The sequence below is a fragment of the Rubricoccus marinus genome, from assembly GCF_002257665.1.
In the GTDB taxonomy this organism is placed as follows: Bacteria; Bacteroidota; Rhodothermia; order Rhodothermales; family Rubricoccaceae; genus Rubricoccus; species Rubricoccus marinus.
In genome coordinates this window covers 141,543-160,092 of sequence record NZ_MQWB01000001.1, presented here as the reverse complement: position 1 = coordinate 160,092, position 18,550 = coordinate 141,543, and the positions used below count along the sequence as shown (strand labels likewise).

The 18,550-nt window shown below is 67.4% G+C and carries 12 protein-coding genes; 5 read left to right on the top strand and 7 right to left on the bottom strand.

The window, feature by feature from the left end; translation table 11 throughout:
- Positions 1–32 precede the first annotated feature (32 nt).
- Entirely contained in the window at positions 33–1,295 is a 1,263-nt protein-coding gene (gene fabF, locus BSZ36_RS00600; protein WP_094545231.1) for a beta-ketoacyl-ACP synthase II, read from the bottom strand.
- Between the two features lie 140 nt (positions 1,296–1,435).
- Positions 1,436–1,675 carry an acyl carrier protein gene (locus tag BSZ36_RS00595; protein ID WP_094545230.1) on the bottom strand — a complete coding sequence of 80 codons (240 nt, stop codon included), beginning with the start codon at positions 1,673–1,675 and terminating at the stop codon, positions 1,436–1,438.
- Positions 1,676–1,965: 290 nt separating this feature from the next.
- On the opposite strand from BSZ36_RS00595, the gene metK reads away from it, so the two are divergent.
- The gene (gene metK / locus BSZ36_RS00590; RefSeq protein WP_094551069.1) at positions 1,966–3,156 is read left to right on the top strand and encodes a methionine adenosyltransferase; all 1,191 of its coding nucleotides are present in this window, start codon (positions 1,966–1,968) and stop codon (positions 3,154–3,156) included.
- 192 nt (positions 3,157–3,348) lie between these two features.
- On the opposite strand, the gene BSZ36_RS00585 is transcribed toward metK, so the two are convergent.
- The 3 genes from BSZ36_RS00585 to BSZ36_RS00575 all read right to left on the bottom strand — a co-directional run bounded on the left by BSZ36_RS00585 (position 3,349) and on the right by BSZ36_RS00575 (position 10,851).
- Positions 3,349–4,560 carry a T9SS type A sorting domain-containing protein gene (locus BSZ36_RS00585; RefSeq protein WP_094545229.1) on the bottom strand — a complete coding sequence of 404 codons (1,212 nt, stop codon included), beginning with the start codon at positions 4,558–4,560 and terminating at the stop codon, positions 3,349–3,351.
- Between the two features lie 211 nt (positions 4,561–4,771).
- Entirely contained in the window at positions 4,772–6,529 is a 1,758-nt protein-coding gene (locus BSZ36_RS00580) for an RICIN domain-containing protein (RefSeq protein ID WP_143536695.1), read from the bottom strand.
- Positions 6,530–6,654: 125 nt separating this feature from the next.
- Positions 6,655–10,851 carry an ATP-binding protein gene (locus BSZ36_RS00575; RefSeq protein WP_094545227.1) on the bottom strand — a complete coding sequence of 1,399 codons (4,197 nt, stop codon included), beginning with the start codon at positions 10,849–10,851 and terminating at the stop codon, positions 6,655–6,657.
- Positions 10,852–11,089: 238 nt separating this feature from the next.
- Here BSZ36_RS00575 and BSZ36_RS00570 point away from each other — a divergent pair, with 238 nt between their 5' ends.
- Entirely contained in the window at positions 11,090–12,385 is a 1,296-nt protein-coding gene (locus tag BSZ36_RS00570) for an adenosylhomocysteinase (RefSeq protein ID WP_094545226.1), read from the top strand.
- 172 nt (positions 12,386–12,557) lie between these two features.
- On the opposite strand, the gene BSZ36_RS00565 is transcribed toward BSZ36_RS00570, so the two are convergent.
- A complete protein-coding gene (locus tag BSZ36_RS00565) occupies positions 12,558–13,358 on the bottom strand; it encodes a hypothetical protein (protein WP_094545225.1) in 801 nt (266 codons plus the stop codon).
- A gap of 144 nt (positions 13,359–13,502) precedes the next feature.
- On the opposite strand from BSZ36_RS00565, the gene BSZ36_RS00560 reads away from it, so the two are divergent.
- From BSZ36_RS00560 to BSZ36_RS00550, 3 genes are all read left to right on the top strand, one after another.
- Positions 13,503–14,075 (top strand): cyclic nucleotide-binding domain-containing protein, encoded by a 573-nt coding sequence (locus BSZ36_RS00560; protein ID WP_094545224.1) that lies wholly within the window; start codon positions 13,503–13,505, stop codon positions 14,073–14,075.
- A complete protein-coding gene (locus BSZ36_RS00555; protein ID WP_094545223.1) occupies positions 14,056–15,120 on the top strand; it encodes an AI-2E family transporter in 1,065 nt (354 codons plus the stop codon). Before BSZ36_RS00560 ends, BSZ36_RS00555 begins: the two co-directional genes overlap by 20 nt.
- 106 nt (positions 15,121–15,226) lie before the next feature.
- Positions 15,227–16,072 carry an MBL fold metallo-hydrolase gene (locus BSZ36_RS00550; protein ID WP_094545222.1) on the top strand — a complete coding sequence of 282 codons (846 nt, stop codon included), beginning with the start codon at positions 15,227–15,229 and terminating at the stop codon, positions 16,070–16,072.
- Positions 16,073–16,650: 578 nt separating this feature from the next.
- On the opposite strand, the gene rlmD is transcribed toward BSZ36_RS00550, so the two are convergent.
- Positions 16,651–18,195, bottom strand: a complete 1,545-nt coding sequence (rlmD, locus tag BSZ36_RS00545) for a 23S rRNA (uracil(1939)-C(5))-methyltransferase RlmD (RefSeq protein WP_094545221.1) — start codon at positions 18,193–18,195, stop codon at positions 16,651–16,653.
- Positions 18,196–18,550: the final 355 nt, after the last annotated feature.

Below are 18,550 nucleotides of genomic sequence, written 5' to 3'. Positions count from 1 at the left end.
AGGGACGGGGCGGCCAAACGGCGCCAGAGGCGCTACGCCTCGAACTGCTTGAACACGACGCACGTGTTGTGCCCGCCAAAGCCGAACGCGTTGGAGAGCGCCACGTTGACCTCGCGCTTGCGCGGCTCGTTGAACGTGTAGTCCAGGTCGCACTCGGGGTCCGGCGTCTCGAAGTTGATCGTCGGCGGGACGGTGTCGTGCGTGATCGCGAGGATGCTCGCGATGGCCTCCACGGCGCCAGCGGCCCCGAGGAGGTGGCCGGTCATGGACTTCGTGGACGAGAGGCTCATCTCGTAGGCGTGATCGCCGAAGACCTTTTTGATGGCCTTCGTCTCCGCGATGTCGCCCAGCGGCGTGCTCGTGCCGTGCATGTTGAGGTAGTCCACGTCCTCTGGCGAGAGGTCGGCGGTCTTGAGCGCCATGCGCATCGCGCGCGCCGCGCCGTCGCCGTCCGGGTGCGGGGCCGAGACGTGGTAGGCGTCGCCGCTCATGCCAAAGCCGACGACCTCGGCGTAGATCTTCGCGCCGCGCGCCTGCGCGTGCTCCAAGTCTTCGAGGATGACCGCGCCGGAGCCCTCCGCCATCACGAAGCCGTCGCGGTTGGCGTCGAACGGCCGGGAGGCGGCCTCTGGCGCCTCGTTGCGCGTCGAGAGCGCGCGCATGTTGTCGAACCCGCCCAGGCAGACCTCGACGACGCCCGCCTCGGTTCCGCCGGCCACCATCACGTCGGCCAGGCCGCGCTCGATGATCATCGCCGCGTCCACGATCGCGTTGTTGCCCGTCGCGCAGGCGCTGACCGTCGCGTGGTTGGGGCCGCGCAGGCCGTGCTGGATGGAGATGTGCCCCGGCGCGATGTCCAGGATCATCATCGGCACGAGAAACGGCGAGAGACGCCGCGGGCCGTGCTCGCCGAACTCCAGGATCTGGTCCTGCAGCGTGCCGATGCCGCCGATGCCGCTGCCGAAGACGACGCCCGTCCGGTCGCGCTCCTCCTCGCTCAGCGTGTCGGTGTCGATGCCGGCGTCGCGCAGCGCCTCGCCAGAGGCCACGAGCGCGTACTGCGAGAAGCGGTCCATGCGGCGCGCCTCCTTCCGGTCGATGAACTCGGTCGGGTCGAAGTCCTTGACCTCGCACGCGAACTGGCAGCGCAGGCGCGAGGGGTCAAAGCGGGTGATGGGGGCGGCGCCACTCTTCCCCTCCATCATGGCCTCCCAGAAGTCCGGGACGTTGTTGCCAATGGGGGTGAGGGCACCGAGGCCGGTGACGACGACGCGGCGGCGAGAAGCGGACGGCATAGGGGGGCCGCTGGCGCGGGCGGGAGAGGCGCGGTGGGGGGACCGCAGGAAAGGCTCTGTACGGCGAGAGGAAGGAGGGCCGAGGGGAGCGTGTGGCCCCTCTCGTCCCCCCTTCCTCTCGATCAGTCGGGTGGAGGGCTTCAGCCCGCCTTTTCGGAGACGTAATCGACGGCGTCGCCGACGGTGCCGATCTTTTCGGCGTCCTCGTCTGGGATCGTCACGTCGAACTCCTTCTCGAACTCCATGATCAGCTCGACGGTGTCGAGGGAGTCGGCTCCGAGGTCGTTGGTGAAGGATGCATCGCGTGAGATCTCGCTCTCGTCGACGCCGAGCTTCTCGACGATGATGGCGGTGACGCGGCTCTCAATGTTGTCGGCCATGTTAGGATAATCGGGTTGGGGGTCCGCCAGAGGCGGGGAGGGTGGCGGGCGCCGCCCGCTCGGAAAGATCCCAAGCTACGGAGGCCCCCGCGCACGGGCAACGCAACCGAAGACGGCGCGCGCGGGCGCAGAGTTTCACGCCTCTGGCGCGCACGCGCGCGAGGCCACGCGCCAGAGGCGCGTTTTTCCTCAAGAGACGCCAGAGGCCGCGCGCTGCGCGTGCTCGCGAGGCGCGCCCCGGTATCTTCGTGCCCTTTCGCATCTGCTGCACCGCCGCTGGCGCCCTCCCCATGCCCACGCTCTTCACCTCCGAATCGGTCTCCGAAGGACACCCGGACAAAGTCTCGGACCAGATCTCCGACGCCCTCCTCGACGCCTTTCTGAAGGGCGACCCCGCCAGCCGCTGCGCCATCGAGACGCTGTGCACGACGGGCCTCGTCGTCGTCTCCGGCGAGGTCACGAGCGACACCTACGTGGACGTGCAGGAGGTCGTGCGCCAGACCATCGAGGAGATCGGCTACACGGACCCTCTCTTGCAGTTCGACGCCCGCTCCTGTGGCGTCCTCGTGAGCATCCACGAGCAGTCCGGTGACATCGCGCAGGGCGTGGACGACGACAAGGGGCTCCACGTGGAGCAGGGCGCCGGCGACCAGGGCATGATGTTCGGGTACGCCACGCGCGAGGACGAGGACACCTTGATGCCTCTGGCGCTGATGCTCTCGCACCGGCTCGTCAAGCGCCTCGCCGAGGTGCGCAAGGCTGGCGAGCACATGACCTACCTCCGCCCGGACGCCAAGAGCCAAGTCACGGTGGAATACGACGACTACGACCGCACCATCCGCCGCGTCCACACCGTCGTCCTCTCCACGCAGCACGACGAGAGCGTGACCGTGGAGCAGATCAAGGCCGACGTGCGCGAGCACATCCTGCCCGCCGTCCTGCCGAGCGAACTCGTGGACGACGATCTCATCCTCCACGTCAACCCCACCGGCACGTTCGTCATCGGCGGGCCGCACGGCGACACCGGCCTCACAGGCCGCAAGATCATCGTGGACACCTACGGCGGAAAGGGCGCCCACGGCGGCGGCGCGTTTAGCGGCAAGGACCCGAGCAAGGTGGACCGGAGCGCGGCCTACGCCACGCGCCACATCGCCAAAAACCTCGTCGCCGCCGATCTCTGCGACGAGGCGCTCGTGCAGGTCGCCTACGCCATCGGTGTGGCCGCGCCGGTCTCGATCCGCGTGGAAACGGGCGGCACGGCCAAGCACGGCCTGACCGACGCCCGTCTCTCGCAAGTGGTGCAGGACACCGTAGACATGCGCCCGGCCGCCATCATCTCCCGCTTCAACCTCATCGACGCCTCTGGCGAGAAGCGGCCTACGTACCGCAACACGGCCGCCTACGGCCACTTCGGGCGCGACGAATTCCCCTGGGAACGCCTGGACCTCGTGGACGACCTCAAGAAGGCGGCGAACGCCTAGCCAACGCGGCGCCTCTGGCGCCAGAGCGGGCGTCCCCTTCGGGAGGTGCCCGCTTCCACTTCTAAGCGCTCGCCAGAGGCCTCTGGCGAGGTCCGAAACAGAAGCGAGCGGCGCCCCTAGCTATAGAGCGCCGCTCGCGCACTGAGCCCCGTCCCACCACAAGCGGGGCTCAGCAGGTGTCCTGGCGGGGCGTCAGCGCACCACCGTTACGCGCCGCGTGCGGACCTCCTCGCCAGAGGACAGCCGCACGATGTAGACGCCTGCAGGCTGGCCGCTGGCGTCCCACGTCCAGTCGCTCTGGCCTGCGGCCAGCGTGCCCTCGGCGAGCACGGCGACCTCGCGGCCCAGCGCGTCGTAGACCGTCAGGCGGACGTCGGCGGGCTCCGGCAGGTCCGCCGCGAGGCGGACGGCGCCAGAGGCCGGGTTGGGGAAAGGTGCCAGAAGCGTGAGCGAGGCCTCTGGCGTCGCAGGCTCAGACACGACGGCCGTGGTGCTGCCGACAACGCGCATGCGGATGTCGCCAGAGGCGTTGTTGAAGCCGGTCACACGGATGTGGTAGACCGTCCCGGCCACAACCCGGAAGTTCTCGATGCGCGACGTCAGGATGCCGTCACCGGGAAGGCCATCATCATCGCAGGCCACTTCCGTACCGATATCGGTACGGATGCTGAGAACCGTGTCGAAGGTGGAACCCGCGAGATCGATCGTGATGAAGCCATTCTGAGTAGGCGCGAAGGTCCTCCACGTCGAGTTGCCCAGGTCTATGGAGGTGCAGGAGGCAGCGGTCTCACCGGCCTCACTCGTGGCGCCGACGTTGGTCTCAGGGAAGATGTTGTCCAACCCATCTACTGCACCATTATCGTTCAGATTCAAGTTCCGCCCGATCCCGAACGAGTCGTACGGTGGCGTGGTAAGAGCCGTGCCACCGCCGGACGTAGCCTGCGATGTAACAGCCATCGCGATGTCACCTTCAGCACTATTGAAGCCGACCACACGGACGAAGTAACGCCTCCCCGCTTGAGCAGCGAAGTTCTCGATCCGGGAGGTCAAAATGCCGTCGCCCGGGATGCCATCATCATCGCACGCTATTTCTTCCAGCTCACTTCCGACTTGAGCGATGGACAAAACGGTGTCGAAGGTGGAGCCCGCGAGATCGATGGTGATGGCGGCGTCCTCTTCCACCTTGAAGACCCACCAGACGGCTTCGCCATTGTCGGTCGAAGTACAGGTCGCAGTAGGGTTGTTGAACGGCTCGGCGTCGGCGCCTGCATTGGTGCCAGTGTAGATGCCGTCGGCCGCGATGGGCATCGCCTCGAAGATGCTGTCGTTGATGGGCTGCGCGAGAGCGGCGGGAGTTAGGAGGAGCGCGGCGAAAGCCACAAGGGTGAGTCGCAAAGAAGTCATAGGGCTGGGGAGACTGGGGAGCCCTAAGCAACCCTGTTGCCCCTTCCGGCAGGTATCACCAGCGTCTCAAATGTTATCGCCAGCGTCTCAAATCGGCGCCAGAGGCTTGCTTTGGCGTGTCGATGGCGTCGTGCTGCAAGGCCAGCGGCGTCGGCCGTGTGCTACTCTTCCCGGGCCTCTGGCGCCAGAGGCCCGTGCAGGTCAGCGGCGCCTACTGCCCGCTCACCTCGTAGGTGACCTGGTACACCCCGTCGTCGCCCCGAAGGGTCTCGGTGTACCTGCCGTGGATCTTCTGGATCGGGACGGAGAAGGTCCCGATCAGGTCCCGGTCATCGGTCGTGTCGTACTCCATCAGCGTGATGGTCACTCCCGAGGTCGAGGTGGCCGACGCCCCGACCGACCACGACTCCCCATCGTTGATGTCGTGGTAGGATTCGTTCCCGGACGGGTACCGGCTTCCATCTACTACGAGGTAGACCTCATCCTCTCCCCACTCCGTCGTCTCGACACACTTTACCGATGTGACCCGGACCCGGATGATGGGGATGTTGGGCGTAGGCGTGGTGACGACGGCTGTTGACGCCCACGTGGGTCGGGACGTCCACACGCCAAAATCGCTGTCCCCGATCAGCTTGAAGTCTCGGGGGGCCGCGATGACCTGAACGTTGCCGTTGGCCAGTACGTGCGCGGTACCTCCCCAGCGGAAGCTGCCTGAGCCATCGGTAAGTTTCCGGTGCTCCGGGGACGCAGCGCTGGCCGTAAACATGTTCGTGGGGGATGAGGCGTCGGCCTGAGACAGGGTCCACACCGAGAACGAGTTCTCTTCATCGGAGATGGTGCCATTCTGGCCCAGGCTGACGACGTAGAACGAACCGGAGGACTGGTCGAAGAGGAGTGAGATCCCGGCTTCCCCGTACGGGACAGAGCCCCGTTGCGATACGACGCTCCACGTGGAGGATTCCAGCGCAGACCCTGAACTCACGTACAGCTTGTTCGTGCTCCCGTTGATCAGGAGGAGGTAGTGCCGTTGATGGACGGGGTGGTAGGCGAAGGCCACGTTCTCAATCCGGCTGCCCCCGAGCGGGTCGCTCAGATTGAGGTTGGTCAGTTCCGTCACTGTCGCAGCGCTCGACACCGAGAACACACGAACCGACTTGTTCGTCCCTGTGCCGACGGCGAGATAGTCCCCGTTGCCCTGCGCCGCGGCCATATAGCCATCATCTCCGGTGAACTGGATTGTGTGACTCTTTTTACGCTCCCGGGTAGCGGGGTCGATGATGATGAGGTCTCCATCACGGTTGCCAGCATTGTCGTGAGAGAGAACCCAGTACTTGCCGACAACCGCCATGCCCTGGATGTGGGTCGCAGCGGTCGACGAGACGCCCCCGCTGATGCCGTACTCGGTGTGATTGGACAGGAGAGACTGCAGGTGGCTTCCGATATCAGACGTTGCCCGCGAGAACGCCATCCGGGTCTGCACCGGCTGCTGGCTCCACATCGCGCTAAACCAGCCTTCGCCGGCGCTTCCGAGCTCCAGGGGGCCGTTTTCGTTGTGCAGGTAGGTACTCGTCCAGCGGTTCAGGATGCGCACGTACCCATCGCTGGTAGGCTCAAGGACCCACATCGCGCTCCACCACCCGGGCTGGATCGGCCCAACCGCGAGCCCTTCCTGGTTGTGTAGGTAAAGCCCGGTATTGAGATTGCGGAGGCGCACATACGTCGCGTCAACGGGCTCAAGGACCCACGCGGTGTTGCCGGAGGAGTTGGCGACGAGCGAGCCGCTGTCTACCGCAAGGCGCTCGGCGCCCTTCCAGCGGTTCTCAAACGCGGCGACCTGCTGCGCCTGGGCCTCTGGCGCGAGGACGGCTACCACGCCGAGCAGCACGAACAAAGCAGCGGTCCGCGAGACGATGCGAGGGGCAGCAGTCCAATGGACGCGCAGGAGAGATGAGGGCGGCGGGTAGATCATGGCGTGTTCAGGGATAAGCGGGGACGATGGCGGGTACGTGCCCCAAAATGACGCCCTCACGTTTCGGTTGCTCTCGACAGCGTCTCAGATCCTCTCGGCAGCGTCTCAAACCGACGCCTCTGGCGTCAGGCCGCGGCCTGATCCCGGCTGTAGGCCGATGGCGTGGCGCCGTAGCGCTCGCGGAAGCACGCGCCGAAGTGCGAGACGCTCTTGAACCCGACGGCGTAGGCGACTTCGGAGACGTTGCCCGCGCCTCTGGCGAGGAGCCCGCCCGCCCGCGCCAGACGCACCTCGCGCACCAGGTCCACGGGCGAGCCGTCCAGCGCGCCCCGGAGGCGGCGGTAGAGCGTGGACCGGCTCATATCCACGGCCTCAGCGAGGTCGTCGACCGAGAGGCTCTCGTCGTCCAGGCGTGCGTCCACGCCCCCCACCAGTTGCCCGACCAGTTCGCGCTGGTCCGCACTCGCGCCAGAGGCGAGCCGGACCGGGAAGGGCTCGGCCTCTGGCGCCGCGTCCTGCCAGCGCTCGCGCAGGCGTTGGCGGGAGGTAAGGAGCGCGTCCACGCGGGCACGTAGCTCGCGGGGGTCGAACGGCTTCGCGAGGTAGTCGTCGGCGCCCGCACCGAGCCCGTCCACGGTATCGCTGACGGCGGCCCGCGCAGTCAGCAACAGGACCGGCACGAAGTCGGTCTCGGGATCGGCGCGAAGGGCGCGGACGAGTCCCAGCCCATCGAGCCCAGGCATCATCACGTCGCTTACGATGGCGTCCGGGATGGCGCCTCTGGCGAGGTCGAGCGCGGCGTCGCCCGAGGCGGCCTCCGTCACGACGTAGCGGCTGTCGAGGTGGCGGCGGACGAGGGCGCGGAGGTCGGCGTTGTCGTCCACGACGAGCACGCGCGGCGTGTCCGCCGGGGCCTCTGGCGGGAGCGGCGGGAGGTGCAGCCGGCCGTCTCCAGAGCGCCCATCGCCAGAGGCCCGGTTGCGGGCGGAGCCGTCGCCCGAGGACCCGTCGCCCGAGGCGAACAGGAGCGCGGCTGTTTGGAGGCCGGGCTCGCCAGAGGCCCGGCGGGTTGCGCCCTCTGGCGCCTCGGCGTGGACCGGCAGCGTGAGCGTAAACGTGGCGCCCTGGCCGGGCGTGCTCGTGACGGTGATGGCGCCGCCGTGGAGGTCGGCAATCTCGCGGACCAGTGCCAGCCCGATGCCGGTCCCCGCGCCGCGTCGCGTGGGCGAGTCGTCGGCCTGGTAAAAGCGGTCGAACACGCGCGCGGCCTGATCCGGCGCGAGGCCCGGCCCGGTGTCACGCACGCGGAACGCCAGAGGCTCCCCGGCGGCCTCTGGCGTGAGCGAGAGCGTGACGGTCCCGCCAGCGGGCGTGAAGCTGAACGCGTTGGCAAGCAGGTTGGCGAGGGCGGTCTCGACCAGGACGGGGTCGAACGTGCCTCTGGCGGCAGGTAAATCCGTCTCGAACGCGATGCCCTCGCGCTGGGCCAGAGGCCCGAACGCCTCGGCGACGCGCACGGCGAACGCGGCGGCGTCAAGCCAGACCGGCTCGATCTCCAGCACGCCCGCGTCGCTCCGCGCCAGCGCCAGGAGTTGCTCCACGAGCGCGAGCAGCCGCCGCCCGTTCCGCGTCGCGAGGTCGATCTGGTCGCGGGCCTGGGGCGCGACCTCGCCGTGGCGGCCTTCGCGCACGTCCGCCAGAGGCCCGAGGATGAGCTGGAGCGGCGTGCGGAACTCGTGGGACACGTTGGCGAACAGGCGGCTCTTGGCCTCGTCCAGCGTGCGCAGCTCGGCGGCCTGCGCCGTCACGATCTCTTTTTCGGCCGCGAGGTCTGCGGTGCGCTCGGCGACGGTTGCCTCCAACTCGCGCTGCCTCTGGCGGAGCACGCGGACACGGGCCCCGTACGCCAGTGCGGCAAGCCCGCCGAGCGCGAGCAGACATAGAACCGCGAACCACGCCGTCTCGGTGAACCGCGCCGGGACCACAAATGCCTCCGCCGCCAGAGGCTCGCTCCACACCCCTCCCGCGTTCATCGCCTGTACGTGGAACGCGTAGCGGCCGGGCGCGAGGCCACCGTAGATCGCGCGGCGCTCGGTCCCCTGATCCACCCAGTCGGCATCGTGACCCTCCAAGCGCGTGCGGAAGCGGACGTGGCCGGGCGAGACGAACTCGGTCGCGGTGTAGCGGACGGTCAGCGTGCGCTCTCCGAGCGGGAGGCGCAGGCCTCTGGCGGGTTTGAAGGCGCCAGAGGCCTCGGTCTCGATCTCCTCCACGATGACGCTCGCGGGTTGCGCGTACTGCTGCGCGTAGAGCGCTGGGTCGATGCGTGTGACGCCTTTGTATGACGGGATCCACAGGCTGCCGTCAGGCGCGTGCAATGACCGGGTCATTTCGGCCGACGATCCAAGATGCCCAGCCGACGGGAGCAGCGTCACCACGTCCAACCTCTGGCGCGTGCCGTCGAGAACCGCGTGGGCGTCGGATAGGCGGAGGCGGTAGAGCGTGACCCGGCCGCTGAGCCAGAGGTACCCCAGATCGTCCAGGAGCACGGTCGTCAGGAAGTCGGTGGGGAGCCCATGCTGTGTGGTCAGTGCGCGCACCTCGCCGCCGCGCACGCGCAAGAGGCCACCTGTCTCGGTTGCCACCCAGAGCGCTCCGTCCGGCCCCGGGGTGATGTCGCGCGTCCACATCGCCACGGACGAGTCCGCAACGACGCGCAGCGCGCCAGAGGCCTCGCGCACAGTGAGGCCGCCCGTCGACCCAATCCAGAGGCGCCCGTCTGGCGCGGGGTACAGCGCGCGCACCCATCCGTCAACTTGGAATGAGTCGGTGACTGCGAGCGCTCGTGTGTCGAAGCGCCGGACGACGCCGCTATAGTCGCCCGTCCAGAGCACATCAGCATCGGTGGGATCCGTCTGCATCGCCCAGAGCGTCGCGTTGCCCGTGCTCATCACGATCTCGCCGCGGCCCTCGCGGAGCCTGAGCAAGTATGGCTTCACCGCCCCCCAGCGCTGGCCTCTGGCGTCGGTGACAACGTGACCGATTTCGGTCGTGCCGTCGGGCGCGGTGTGCTCCGCCGCTCGCCCGGGGGCGGGGCTCAGGCGGACGGCCTCTGGCGCCACCACCCCGTCACGCAGGGTCGCGAAGCTGGACGCCGTGCCTGAGTGCGCACTTACCACGATGGCTCCATCGGGCGCGAGCGTGGCCTCGGAAGCGTACTGTGGGATGCCGTCTTCGCCGGTGTAGCGGCGGAAGGGCTCCTCTGTGATCTGGAACAGCCCGGTGCTGCGCGTGTGCACCCACACGTTCCCCTGCCGGTCCTCGAAGACCTGCTCGAACCACGTCGCGCCCTCGGGGCGGATGTGTGCCAGTTCCTCACCATCCCTGAGGACCGTGAGCACCGTCTGCCCGTCCTCTTCGCGCTGGACCCAGGCCCGCCCCGCGCGGTCCACCAGGCGGACGCGGGAATCGTCGCCCTTGTCCCATCCCCACGCGAGGACGGCGCCAGAGGCGTCGGTGATGTTGACGCGAGGCCGGCCGTCGCGCTGCTCCTCGGTGCGCTGGTAGAACACAGGGCCATGCTGGGTCTCCGTAAAACCCGCCAGGCGATTATCGGAGGGCGGCACGAACCGCTCTCCGTCCCATCGCGCCACGACGCCTTTCCCGGTCGCACTCTCGGGCACCCCTGGCGCGTCACCGGGATCGAGGTACGTCCATATCGATCCCCTCGGGTCCACGGAGAACGGCGGCCAGTTCCCGATAAGGGACTGCTCTACCGGCTCCCACCCTTCGCCCTTCCAGCGAAACACGTATTCCCCCGAGGTGACACACCAAAGGCCGCCTTCGGCGTCTTCGTAGAACGACTGGACCCAGTGGCGGTCCATGTCCAGCGGGTAGGCGGTCCAAGCGCCGTCGCGAAGGCGGTAGGTCCACTTTTTCTTGTCTCCCACCCAGAGGTCGCCCGAGCGAGTCACCGACGCTCCGACAAAATCATCGCTCCGAAAGACGGGCGTCGTCTCGGTCGTGAACAGTTCGAACCGGACCCCATCGAAACGCGCGAGGCCTTCCCTCGTGGTGATCCACAGATAGCCGTCCGGTGTCTGCGTCACCGCAGCGACGGGCGTTGGGAGCCCGTCATCAACGGTCCACTCGCGGACGCGGAACGATGGCGCGGCCGTGCGCACGCTTCCAGTAACCGGCACCGTCGCCGCGCCGCCAGAAGCCGCTGGCGCCTCTCCCAGAACCCGCCCCGAGGGCGCCTCCGTCGGCTCGCACGCGGCGAGGACGAGGCTCAGCAGACCGACGCGGAGGACCGGGGGCACGTGATGGAGCGGGAGGGCAAGCACTCTTTCAAGATCGGTACTCCCTCAAAAACAGCCACATGTATCGGATCCCCCACCTCAGAGCAGCGCCAGCCTCTGGCGAGATTCACGCCTCCAGCCACCAGAGGCCTCTGGCGCGCCACACGCCGAGTTAGCAGAGCCCTTACAAACCGTTCTCATGTCCGCGCCGTAGGTTTCACCCTAGACTGAAAACACGCCCGGCCACAGGCCACCCTCGATGGACCACAAGGAAGGACAGTACAAAGTCGCCGACCTCTCGCTCGCGGACGCGGGCCGCATGCGCATCGAGTGGGCCGAGAGCCGGATGCCTGTGCTCATGAAGCTGCGCGAGGAGTACTCCAAGACGCAGCCGTTCAAAGGCTACAAGATCACCGGATGCCTCCACGTCACCAAGGAGACGGCGGTTCTGATCGAGACGCTGAAGGCATGTGGCGCCGAAGTCGCGTGGAGCGGCTGCAACCCGCTCTCCACGAACGACTCCGTGAGCGCGGCGCTCGCGCTCGGCCCCAACGGCGACGGGGACGGCGTGGAGATCTACGCGTGGTACGGGCAGGACACCGAGGACTTCTACTGGTGCATCGACCGCACCATTGACAAGACCCCAGACACGACGCTGGACGACGGCGCCGACCTCATCTTCCGCGTGCACTCCGCCTTCCCGGAGAAGACGAAGGACATCATCGGTGGCTCCGAGGAGACCACGACGGGTGTCCACCGCCTCCGCGCGATGGCTGAGGACGGCAAGCTGGGCTACCCCGTCTACGCCGTTAACGACGCCGAGACGAAGTGGGACTTCGACAACGTGTACGGCACCGGCCAGTCCACGATCGACGGCATCCTGCGCGCGTCCTCCGTGCTCATCGCGGGCAAGAACTTCGTCGTCGCCGGCTACGGCCACTGCGGCCGCGGCGTGGCGATGCGTGCGAAGGGCATGGGCGCTAACGTCATCGTGACGGAGGTCAAGGCGACCGCCGCCCTCAAGGCGACGCTCGACGGCATGCGCGTGATGCCGATGGAGGAGGCCGCCAAGGTGGGCGACATCTTCGTGACCGCAACGGGCATGAAGGACATTATCCGTGGCGAGCACTTCCTGAGCATGAAGGAAGGCGCCATCGTGTGCAACACGGGCCACTACGACGTGGAGCTCAACCTCCAGGAGCTCGCCGAGGTCTCGACCGACGCGCGGATGATCCGCGACGACAACCGGGAGTACACGATGGAGAACGGCAAGAAGGTCTACGTCCTCGCGGACGGCCGTCTCGTCAACCTCGCCGCCGCCGAAGGACACCCGTCCGAGGTGATGGACATGAGCTTCGCCAACCAGCTCCAGGCGCACCTTGCGCTGATCCGCTCCCACGAGGCCGGCGAGGAGATGGAGAACACCGTTCTCGACCTCCCCGAGGAGCTCGACCAGGAGATCGCCGAGATCAAGCTGGAGACGATGGGCCTAAGCATCGACAAGCTCACCGATGAGCAGGTCGTCTACGCGACGGACTACTCCGCCGGCACCTGAACCAACCCGCCTCTGGCGCCTGAGCTCCGGAGGCCCCGATCGGGAAGGCTACCGCCATAGCCTCCCGAAAAGAGCGCCCGTCCCGTTTCTCGCGGGGCGGGCGTTCGCCTTTTTGTGCGCCTCTGGCGAGCCTCGGCGCTGAGCTCCCTCGCGCCAGAGGCCTTTGGCGCCCCTACTCCTGGTCGTCCACCGTCACGCTCGTGATCACGAAGCGGTCGATGTAGCTGCCCGTGACGGCCGCGCCGCGGATGTCTGCCGGGAGGTCCGCGTCCTCGATCACCACCTGCACAAGGTCCGCACAGACCGACGTGAGATCCCCGACCCGCACCGGCAGCGAGATCTGCGCAAAACGGCACCCGCCGGAGGCCTCTGGCGCCCCGGCGCCCGCCGCCTTTGTGTCGTCCTCGCCGTAGTCCTGGCCCACGACGTAGCGCCCGCCGCTGCGGACGACGCGCGTGGAGCCGTTTTTCCCGTCGGCGCTGCCCGCGTTGGTTTCGGCCCGGAGCGTCTTGTTGAGGAACGGGAAGTTGGGGATCTCGACGAGCACCTGACCACCGAGCAGGTACTGCAACGTCACCGCCTGCACGCCGATCGACGGCGCGATGTCGAACACGATGTCGTGCCGCCCTCCCCCGTTGTCCTTGGCGAAGATGGAGGCGAGGAACTCGTTGTCGGTATCGCGGACGGAAATCCCGAAGGTGCCGTTTGTCGGCAGATCGATGGGCTCGAACGTGAGGTACGCCGAGTCCACGCTTTGCCAGAGGCCGATCCCGTCCTCGCCAGAGGTCCCGATGTTGGTTACGACGAGGCGGTCGTTCTCCAGCCGGAAGCTGGCGTCTCCTAACGTCTCGATCTCGACCCCGTCAAACGTGATCGTGTCGGGCACGAACGCGTCTACAACGGAGTCGCACGAGGCCAGCGCGGCAGAGAGTCCGAGAGCGACAGCGAGGAGAACGGCGGAGCGAGGGCGCATGGGGCAAAGCGATGGTTTCCCAGAGAGTACGCCACGACGCGGCCTCCGCGGAGCCGCGCGAGGGCCTCTGCCGCGGCGCCTCCAGCGCCAGAGGATCTGGTTGGGCCGCGCCGCGTACCTTGCGCCGCCCCTCTCCCACTCCCTATGCAGAGCCTCTGGAAGAGCCTCCTCGGTGGTCCCAACACGACCGAGACCGACGTGCTCCAGAACATCCCCCTCTTCGAGGAGCTCTCCTCACGTGAGCTAGACGCCATCCGGCGGCTGCTGCACCGGCGCGAATACGTCGCCGGGGAGTCCATCTTCGTCCAGGGCGAGCCCGGGCTCGGGATGTACATCATTGAGCGCGGCGCCGTCTCGATCCAGAGCGAGCCCAGCGGGCGCGAGCTCGTCGAACTCACCGACGGCGACTTCTTCGGCGAGATCGCGCTGCTCAACGAGGTGATCCGCACCGCCACGGCGCGCGCGAAAACGGACTGCACGTTGCTCAGCCTCTTCCAGCCTGACCTTCTCGGCCTGCTGGACCGCAACTCCCGGCTGGGCGTGAAGGTGCTCCTCGCGCTCGCGCGCCTTGTCGGCCTCCGGCTCGTGGAGGTCTCCGACGAGGTGGAAGAACTCACGCGCGAGTGCGAAAAGCTCCGCGCGGCCTCTGGCGACGTCGCGGACACCCAGGCCCTGAGCGCCGCCCCGGAAGACGCCGATGGCAGCCGCTCCGTCTAGCTCCCCCGTCCGGCAGGTGGAGCGCTCCGGACGCCTGGGCGGCCTCGCCGCCCTCGTCGTGCTGGGCGGCATCCTCGCGATCATCTTCGTGGCGCCCGGCATTGCGGGGCTCACCGTTGTGGCCGGCATCCTGGCCTACCTGCTCCTGCCCCTCGTGGACCGGCTGGAGCGACGGGGCGTGAGCCGCACCGCCTCGGCGTGGCTCGTCTTTCTGAGCCTCGTGCTGATCCTGACCGCCACGGCGGTCCTGGGCGCGCCGTTGCTATTGGAGCAGGCGCAGGCGTTCCAAGAGCGGTGGGCCTCTGGCGAGATCCCCCGCCTCCTCTCCAACGCCGAAGTCGAGCTCGCGAACCGTCTCCCGATGGTCGAGCCCGGCGAGCTCGGGCTCGTGGAATCCATCCAGGGCGCGGCCTCCAGCGAGATGCGGCCGCTCGTGGTGTACGTGCCCGACGCGCTGGAGATGATCGGCAACTTCGTGCTGATCCCGTTCGTGCTGTTCGCGCTGCTGAAGGACGGCCCCGTCCTCCGCAAGAAGCTTCTCGGCCTGGTCCCCAACCGGGCGTTCGAGTTCGCCATGGGCGTCGTGTACAAGATCGACGACCACCTCGGCGGGTACCTCCGCGGGCAAGCCATCGTGGCCGTCTTTGTGGGCGCGGGGACGGCGTTTGGCCTGTGGGTGCTGGGGGTGGAGTACTACCTCGTGCTAGGCATCATCACCGGACTGGCCAACTTCGTCCCCTACGTGGGCTTCGTGGTCTCGGCCGCGCTCTCGCTCGCCGTTTCCGTTCTCACCTCCGACGGGTTCGGGCAGGCCACAGGCGTGATCGTCCTGTTCGGCATCCTTCAGCTGTTCGAGAACGCGGTGCTGCAGCCGTGGATCACGGGCAAGAACGTCTCGCTCCACCCGGCCCTCGTGCTCGGCGCCATCCTTCTCGGGGGGCAGGTGGGCGGCGTGCTCGGTATGACGCTTGCGGTCCCCATCGCGGCTGTTGTCAAGGTCATCCTGGTGGAGACCGTGGTGAACCTCCGCCGCTTCCATTTCTGACGGGGCCACGCCCTCGCCAGAGGCCTCCGCGCGCCGGAGCCCGCCGCCTCTGGCGATCTCCGCCCCCGCCTCCCCTCCATTCGCCAGAGGCCCCGTAGCTTCCCCCATGTCCTCAGACGCCTCTCGCGACCGCCTCACGATCCGTTTCTGGGGCGTCCGCGGCTCTCTCCCGACGCCCCGCGCCAGCCACCTCGGCGTGGGCGGCAACACGACATGCGTGGAGGTGCGGGGGCCGGACAACCAGATCGCGATCCTCGATGCCGGGACGGGCGTGCGGGACCTGGGCGTAGCTCTGACGGCCGAGGCGGGCGGCGCGCCTCTGGACGTGCACCTGCTGTTTTCCCACTTCCACTGGGACCACCTCCAGGGCCTCCCGTTCTTCGCGCCGCTCTACGCACCGGGCAACAAGCTGACGTTGCACGCCGTCGCCACGCCGGCTGAGATCGAGGCGGCGATGGGCGGGCAGATGAGCGAGCCGTTCTTCCCCGTCCCGTTCGAAGAGCTCGGCTCCACGGTCGTGTTCGAGCCTCAGGCCAACGGCACGTCGTTCGATGTCGGCGGGATGACCGTGCGGCCGTTCGCGTTGCACCACCCGCAGGGCTCCAGCGGCTACCGCTTCGAGGCCTCTGGCGCCGTGTTCGTCTACGCGACGGACTACGAGCACGGCGACGCCGAATCGGAGGCCACGCTCATCGAGGCCGCCAGAGGCGCCGATGTGCTCTACAGCGACGCGCAGTACACCCCGGACGAGTACGCGCTCCGCCACGGATGGGGCCACACCACGTGGGAGCACGCCGCGCGCATCGCCACCGAAGCGGGCGTGGGCCAGTTGCTCCTCTCGCACCACGACCCCACGCACGACGACGCCACGCTGGAGCGCATCCTCGCGCAAGCCCGCGAGGTGTTCCCCGACACGGACCTCGCGCGCGAGGGCGAGGGGATCAAGCTGTAGCTCTCTGGCGCCGCGAGCCGCTGGCGCCAGAGGCCGCGCGCTACGCCTCGGACGTTGTTTCCGCCTCCGCGCTCTCGCCAGAGGCTTCCCGCGTGTCGACGCGGCGCAAAAGGCATCAGGTGGGATAAACCTTTTGCGCGAGAGATATGGACTGAATGTAATCCACGCAGGTTAGATCGTAGATGTGTTCCATCTCCACGCGAGCCGTAGTAACGCTGCGCCCTATCGAGCCTACCTGAACTCCTTCGATTTCCAAATCCGACCTAGAGGCCCAGCGTCCCTCCGTGTAAATAATCACAGGCAAGACGATAGAGCTATCGGACCGAATCGCCCACCCACGCAGTTCGGCGAAAGCTCTATCGGAATAAGACCTTGCTTTCCCGCCTGCGAATCTTTTTTCCAGAACCTGGATGCTGATACCAAGCTTATCAGCCGAGCACGATACGTTTTCAGACTCGCTCCCACTTGTCGTATTGCACGAGAATAGCGCAGTCACGAACACCAAAAACATGAACACGGCAGATCTATTTACACCAGAGGCATCCCGCTTCATACTTCTCTAGCCATCGTGATAGAAGCTAGGCGCCAGAGGCCTCTGGCGCGTCGATCCGGCGCAGGCCGATCACGTTCTCGACGTGCGCCGTGTGCGGGAACAGGTCAACGGGCTGAATGGCCTCAATGCGGTAGCCGTTGTTCGTCGTCGCGAGCAGGCGCTGCAGGTCTTTCGCCTGGGTGCGCGGGTTGCACGAGACGTAAACGATGCGCTCGGGCCGGAGCGCGGCGATCTGCTCGGTCACCTTGGGGTGCATCCCGGCGCGCGGTGGGTCCACAAGGACCACATCGGGCTGGCCGTGCTCCTTCACGAAGTCCGGCGTGAACAGCTTGAGCATGTCGCCCGCGACGAACGTGCAGTTGTCCACACCGTTCTCCACAGTGTTGACGCGCGCGTTCTCCACCGCCGCTTCCACGAGTTCGACGCCCACGACGCGCTCGACCTGATCGGCGACATACATCGAGATCGTGCCCGCGCCGCAGTAGAGGTCGTAGACCAGGTCGTCTTTCTGGAAGTGCGCCATCTCCTTCGCGATGGCGTACAGCTTTTCGGCGCCCTTCGTGTTGGTCTGGAAAAACGCGCTCGGCGCGATCTCGAACGTGTGCTCGCCAATCTTGTCGTGGACGACGCCAGAGCCGAAGACGACGATCTCCTTCTCGCCGTAGGCCGTCTGCGCCTTCCCGCTATTGACCGTGTTGACGAGCGTGGTCACGCTGGGGAACTCGGTCCGCAGCCAGTCCGCGAAGAGCGCCATCTTCTCGGCGCTCTCGTGGCTGGTCACGAGGTTGACCATCTTCTCGTCCGTGTGCGCCGGCGTGCGGATCACGAGGTGGCGGAGGTAGCCGCTGTGGTCGTGCACGTTCCACGCGGGCCACCCGTGGTGCTTGGCGAACTCGCGGACGCCGTTGACGAGCCGCGCGCTCCACTCGCTCTGGAGGTAGCACACCTTGAGGTCCAAGACCTTGTCGTAGCGGCCGGGCACGTGGAGGCCGAGCGCGAAGTCCTTGTCCATGGCCTCGCCAGAGGCGATCTCCCAGTCGGTCAGCCAGCGCTGCGCCGAGAAGGAGAATTCCATCTTGTTGCGGTAGTAGTACGGCTCGCCCTCGGCACCAATGGTGGGGAGCACCTGCACGCCGGCGCCAGAGGCCCCATGCGTATCCAGGTCGATGCCGCCCTCGTGGCGGAGCGCGCCCTCCACGTGGTCGCGCTTCATCTCCAGCTGCGCCTCGTAGCCGACGTGCTGCCACTTGCACCCGCCGCACGAATCGAAGTACTCGCAACGCGGCTGGACGCGGAGCGGGCTGGGCTCGAGCACGTCCAAGATGCGCGCCTCGGCGAACGAGCGCTTGCGCTTGAACACGCGCGCCTTGACGCGGTCGCCCGGCACAGCGCCGGCCACGAAGACGACGTAGCCACGGTCACCATCGCCCACGCGGGCGAGGCTCTTGCCGCGGTCGGCGAAGTCGGTGAGCGTGATCTCGACCTCGCGGCCGCGCTTGAGCGCGGAGGCGGTGAGGTCGGCGTTGGGATCGGTGGCCTCGCCAGAGGCGAGCGGTGCGGTCTCGGTCATGCCCAAAGCTAGGCCGGGCCTCTGGCGCCGGGTGGGAAGACGAGGCGGAAAGAGCAGGGGCGGGCCGCTGGCGCCAGAGGCTGGGGGCTGGGGGCTGGCTCTTGGCGCCAGAGGCCTCTTTGATCCCACCGACGAGGTCCCCTCTCCCCTCGGGTGAGGGCCGGTTCGACCGCCAGAGGCCTCTGGCGAGGCCCAGAAGAATCCTTAGAACCGGACATGTGCGACACGCTCCTACGGGAGGACGGGCGCAGCGCCAGAGGCGGGGCGGGATGCGGATGGCGAACGGGACCTCTGGCGGAACAAATCGACCGGCGCCCCCCTCATCCCTCATCCCTCATCCCTCATCCCTCATCCC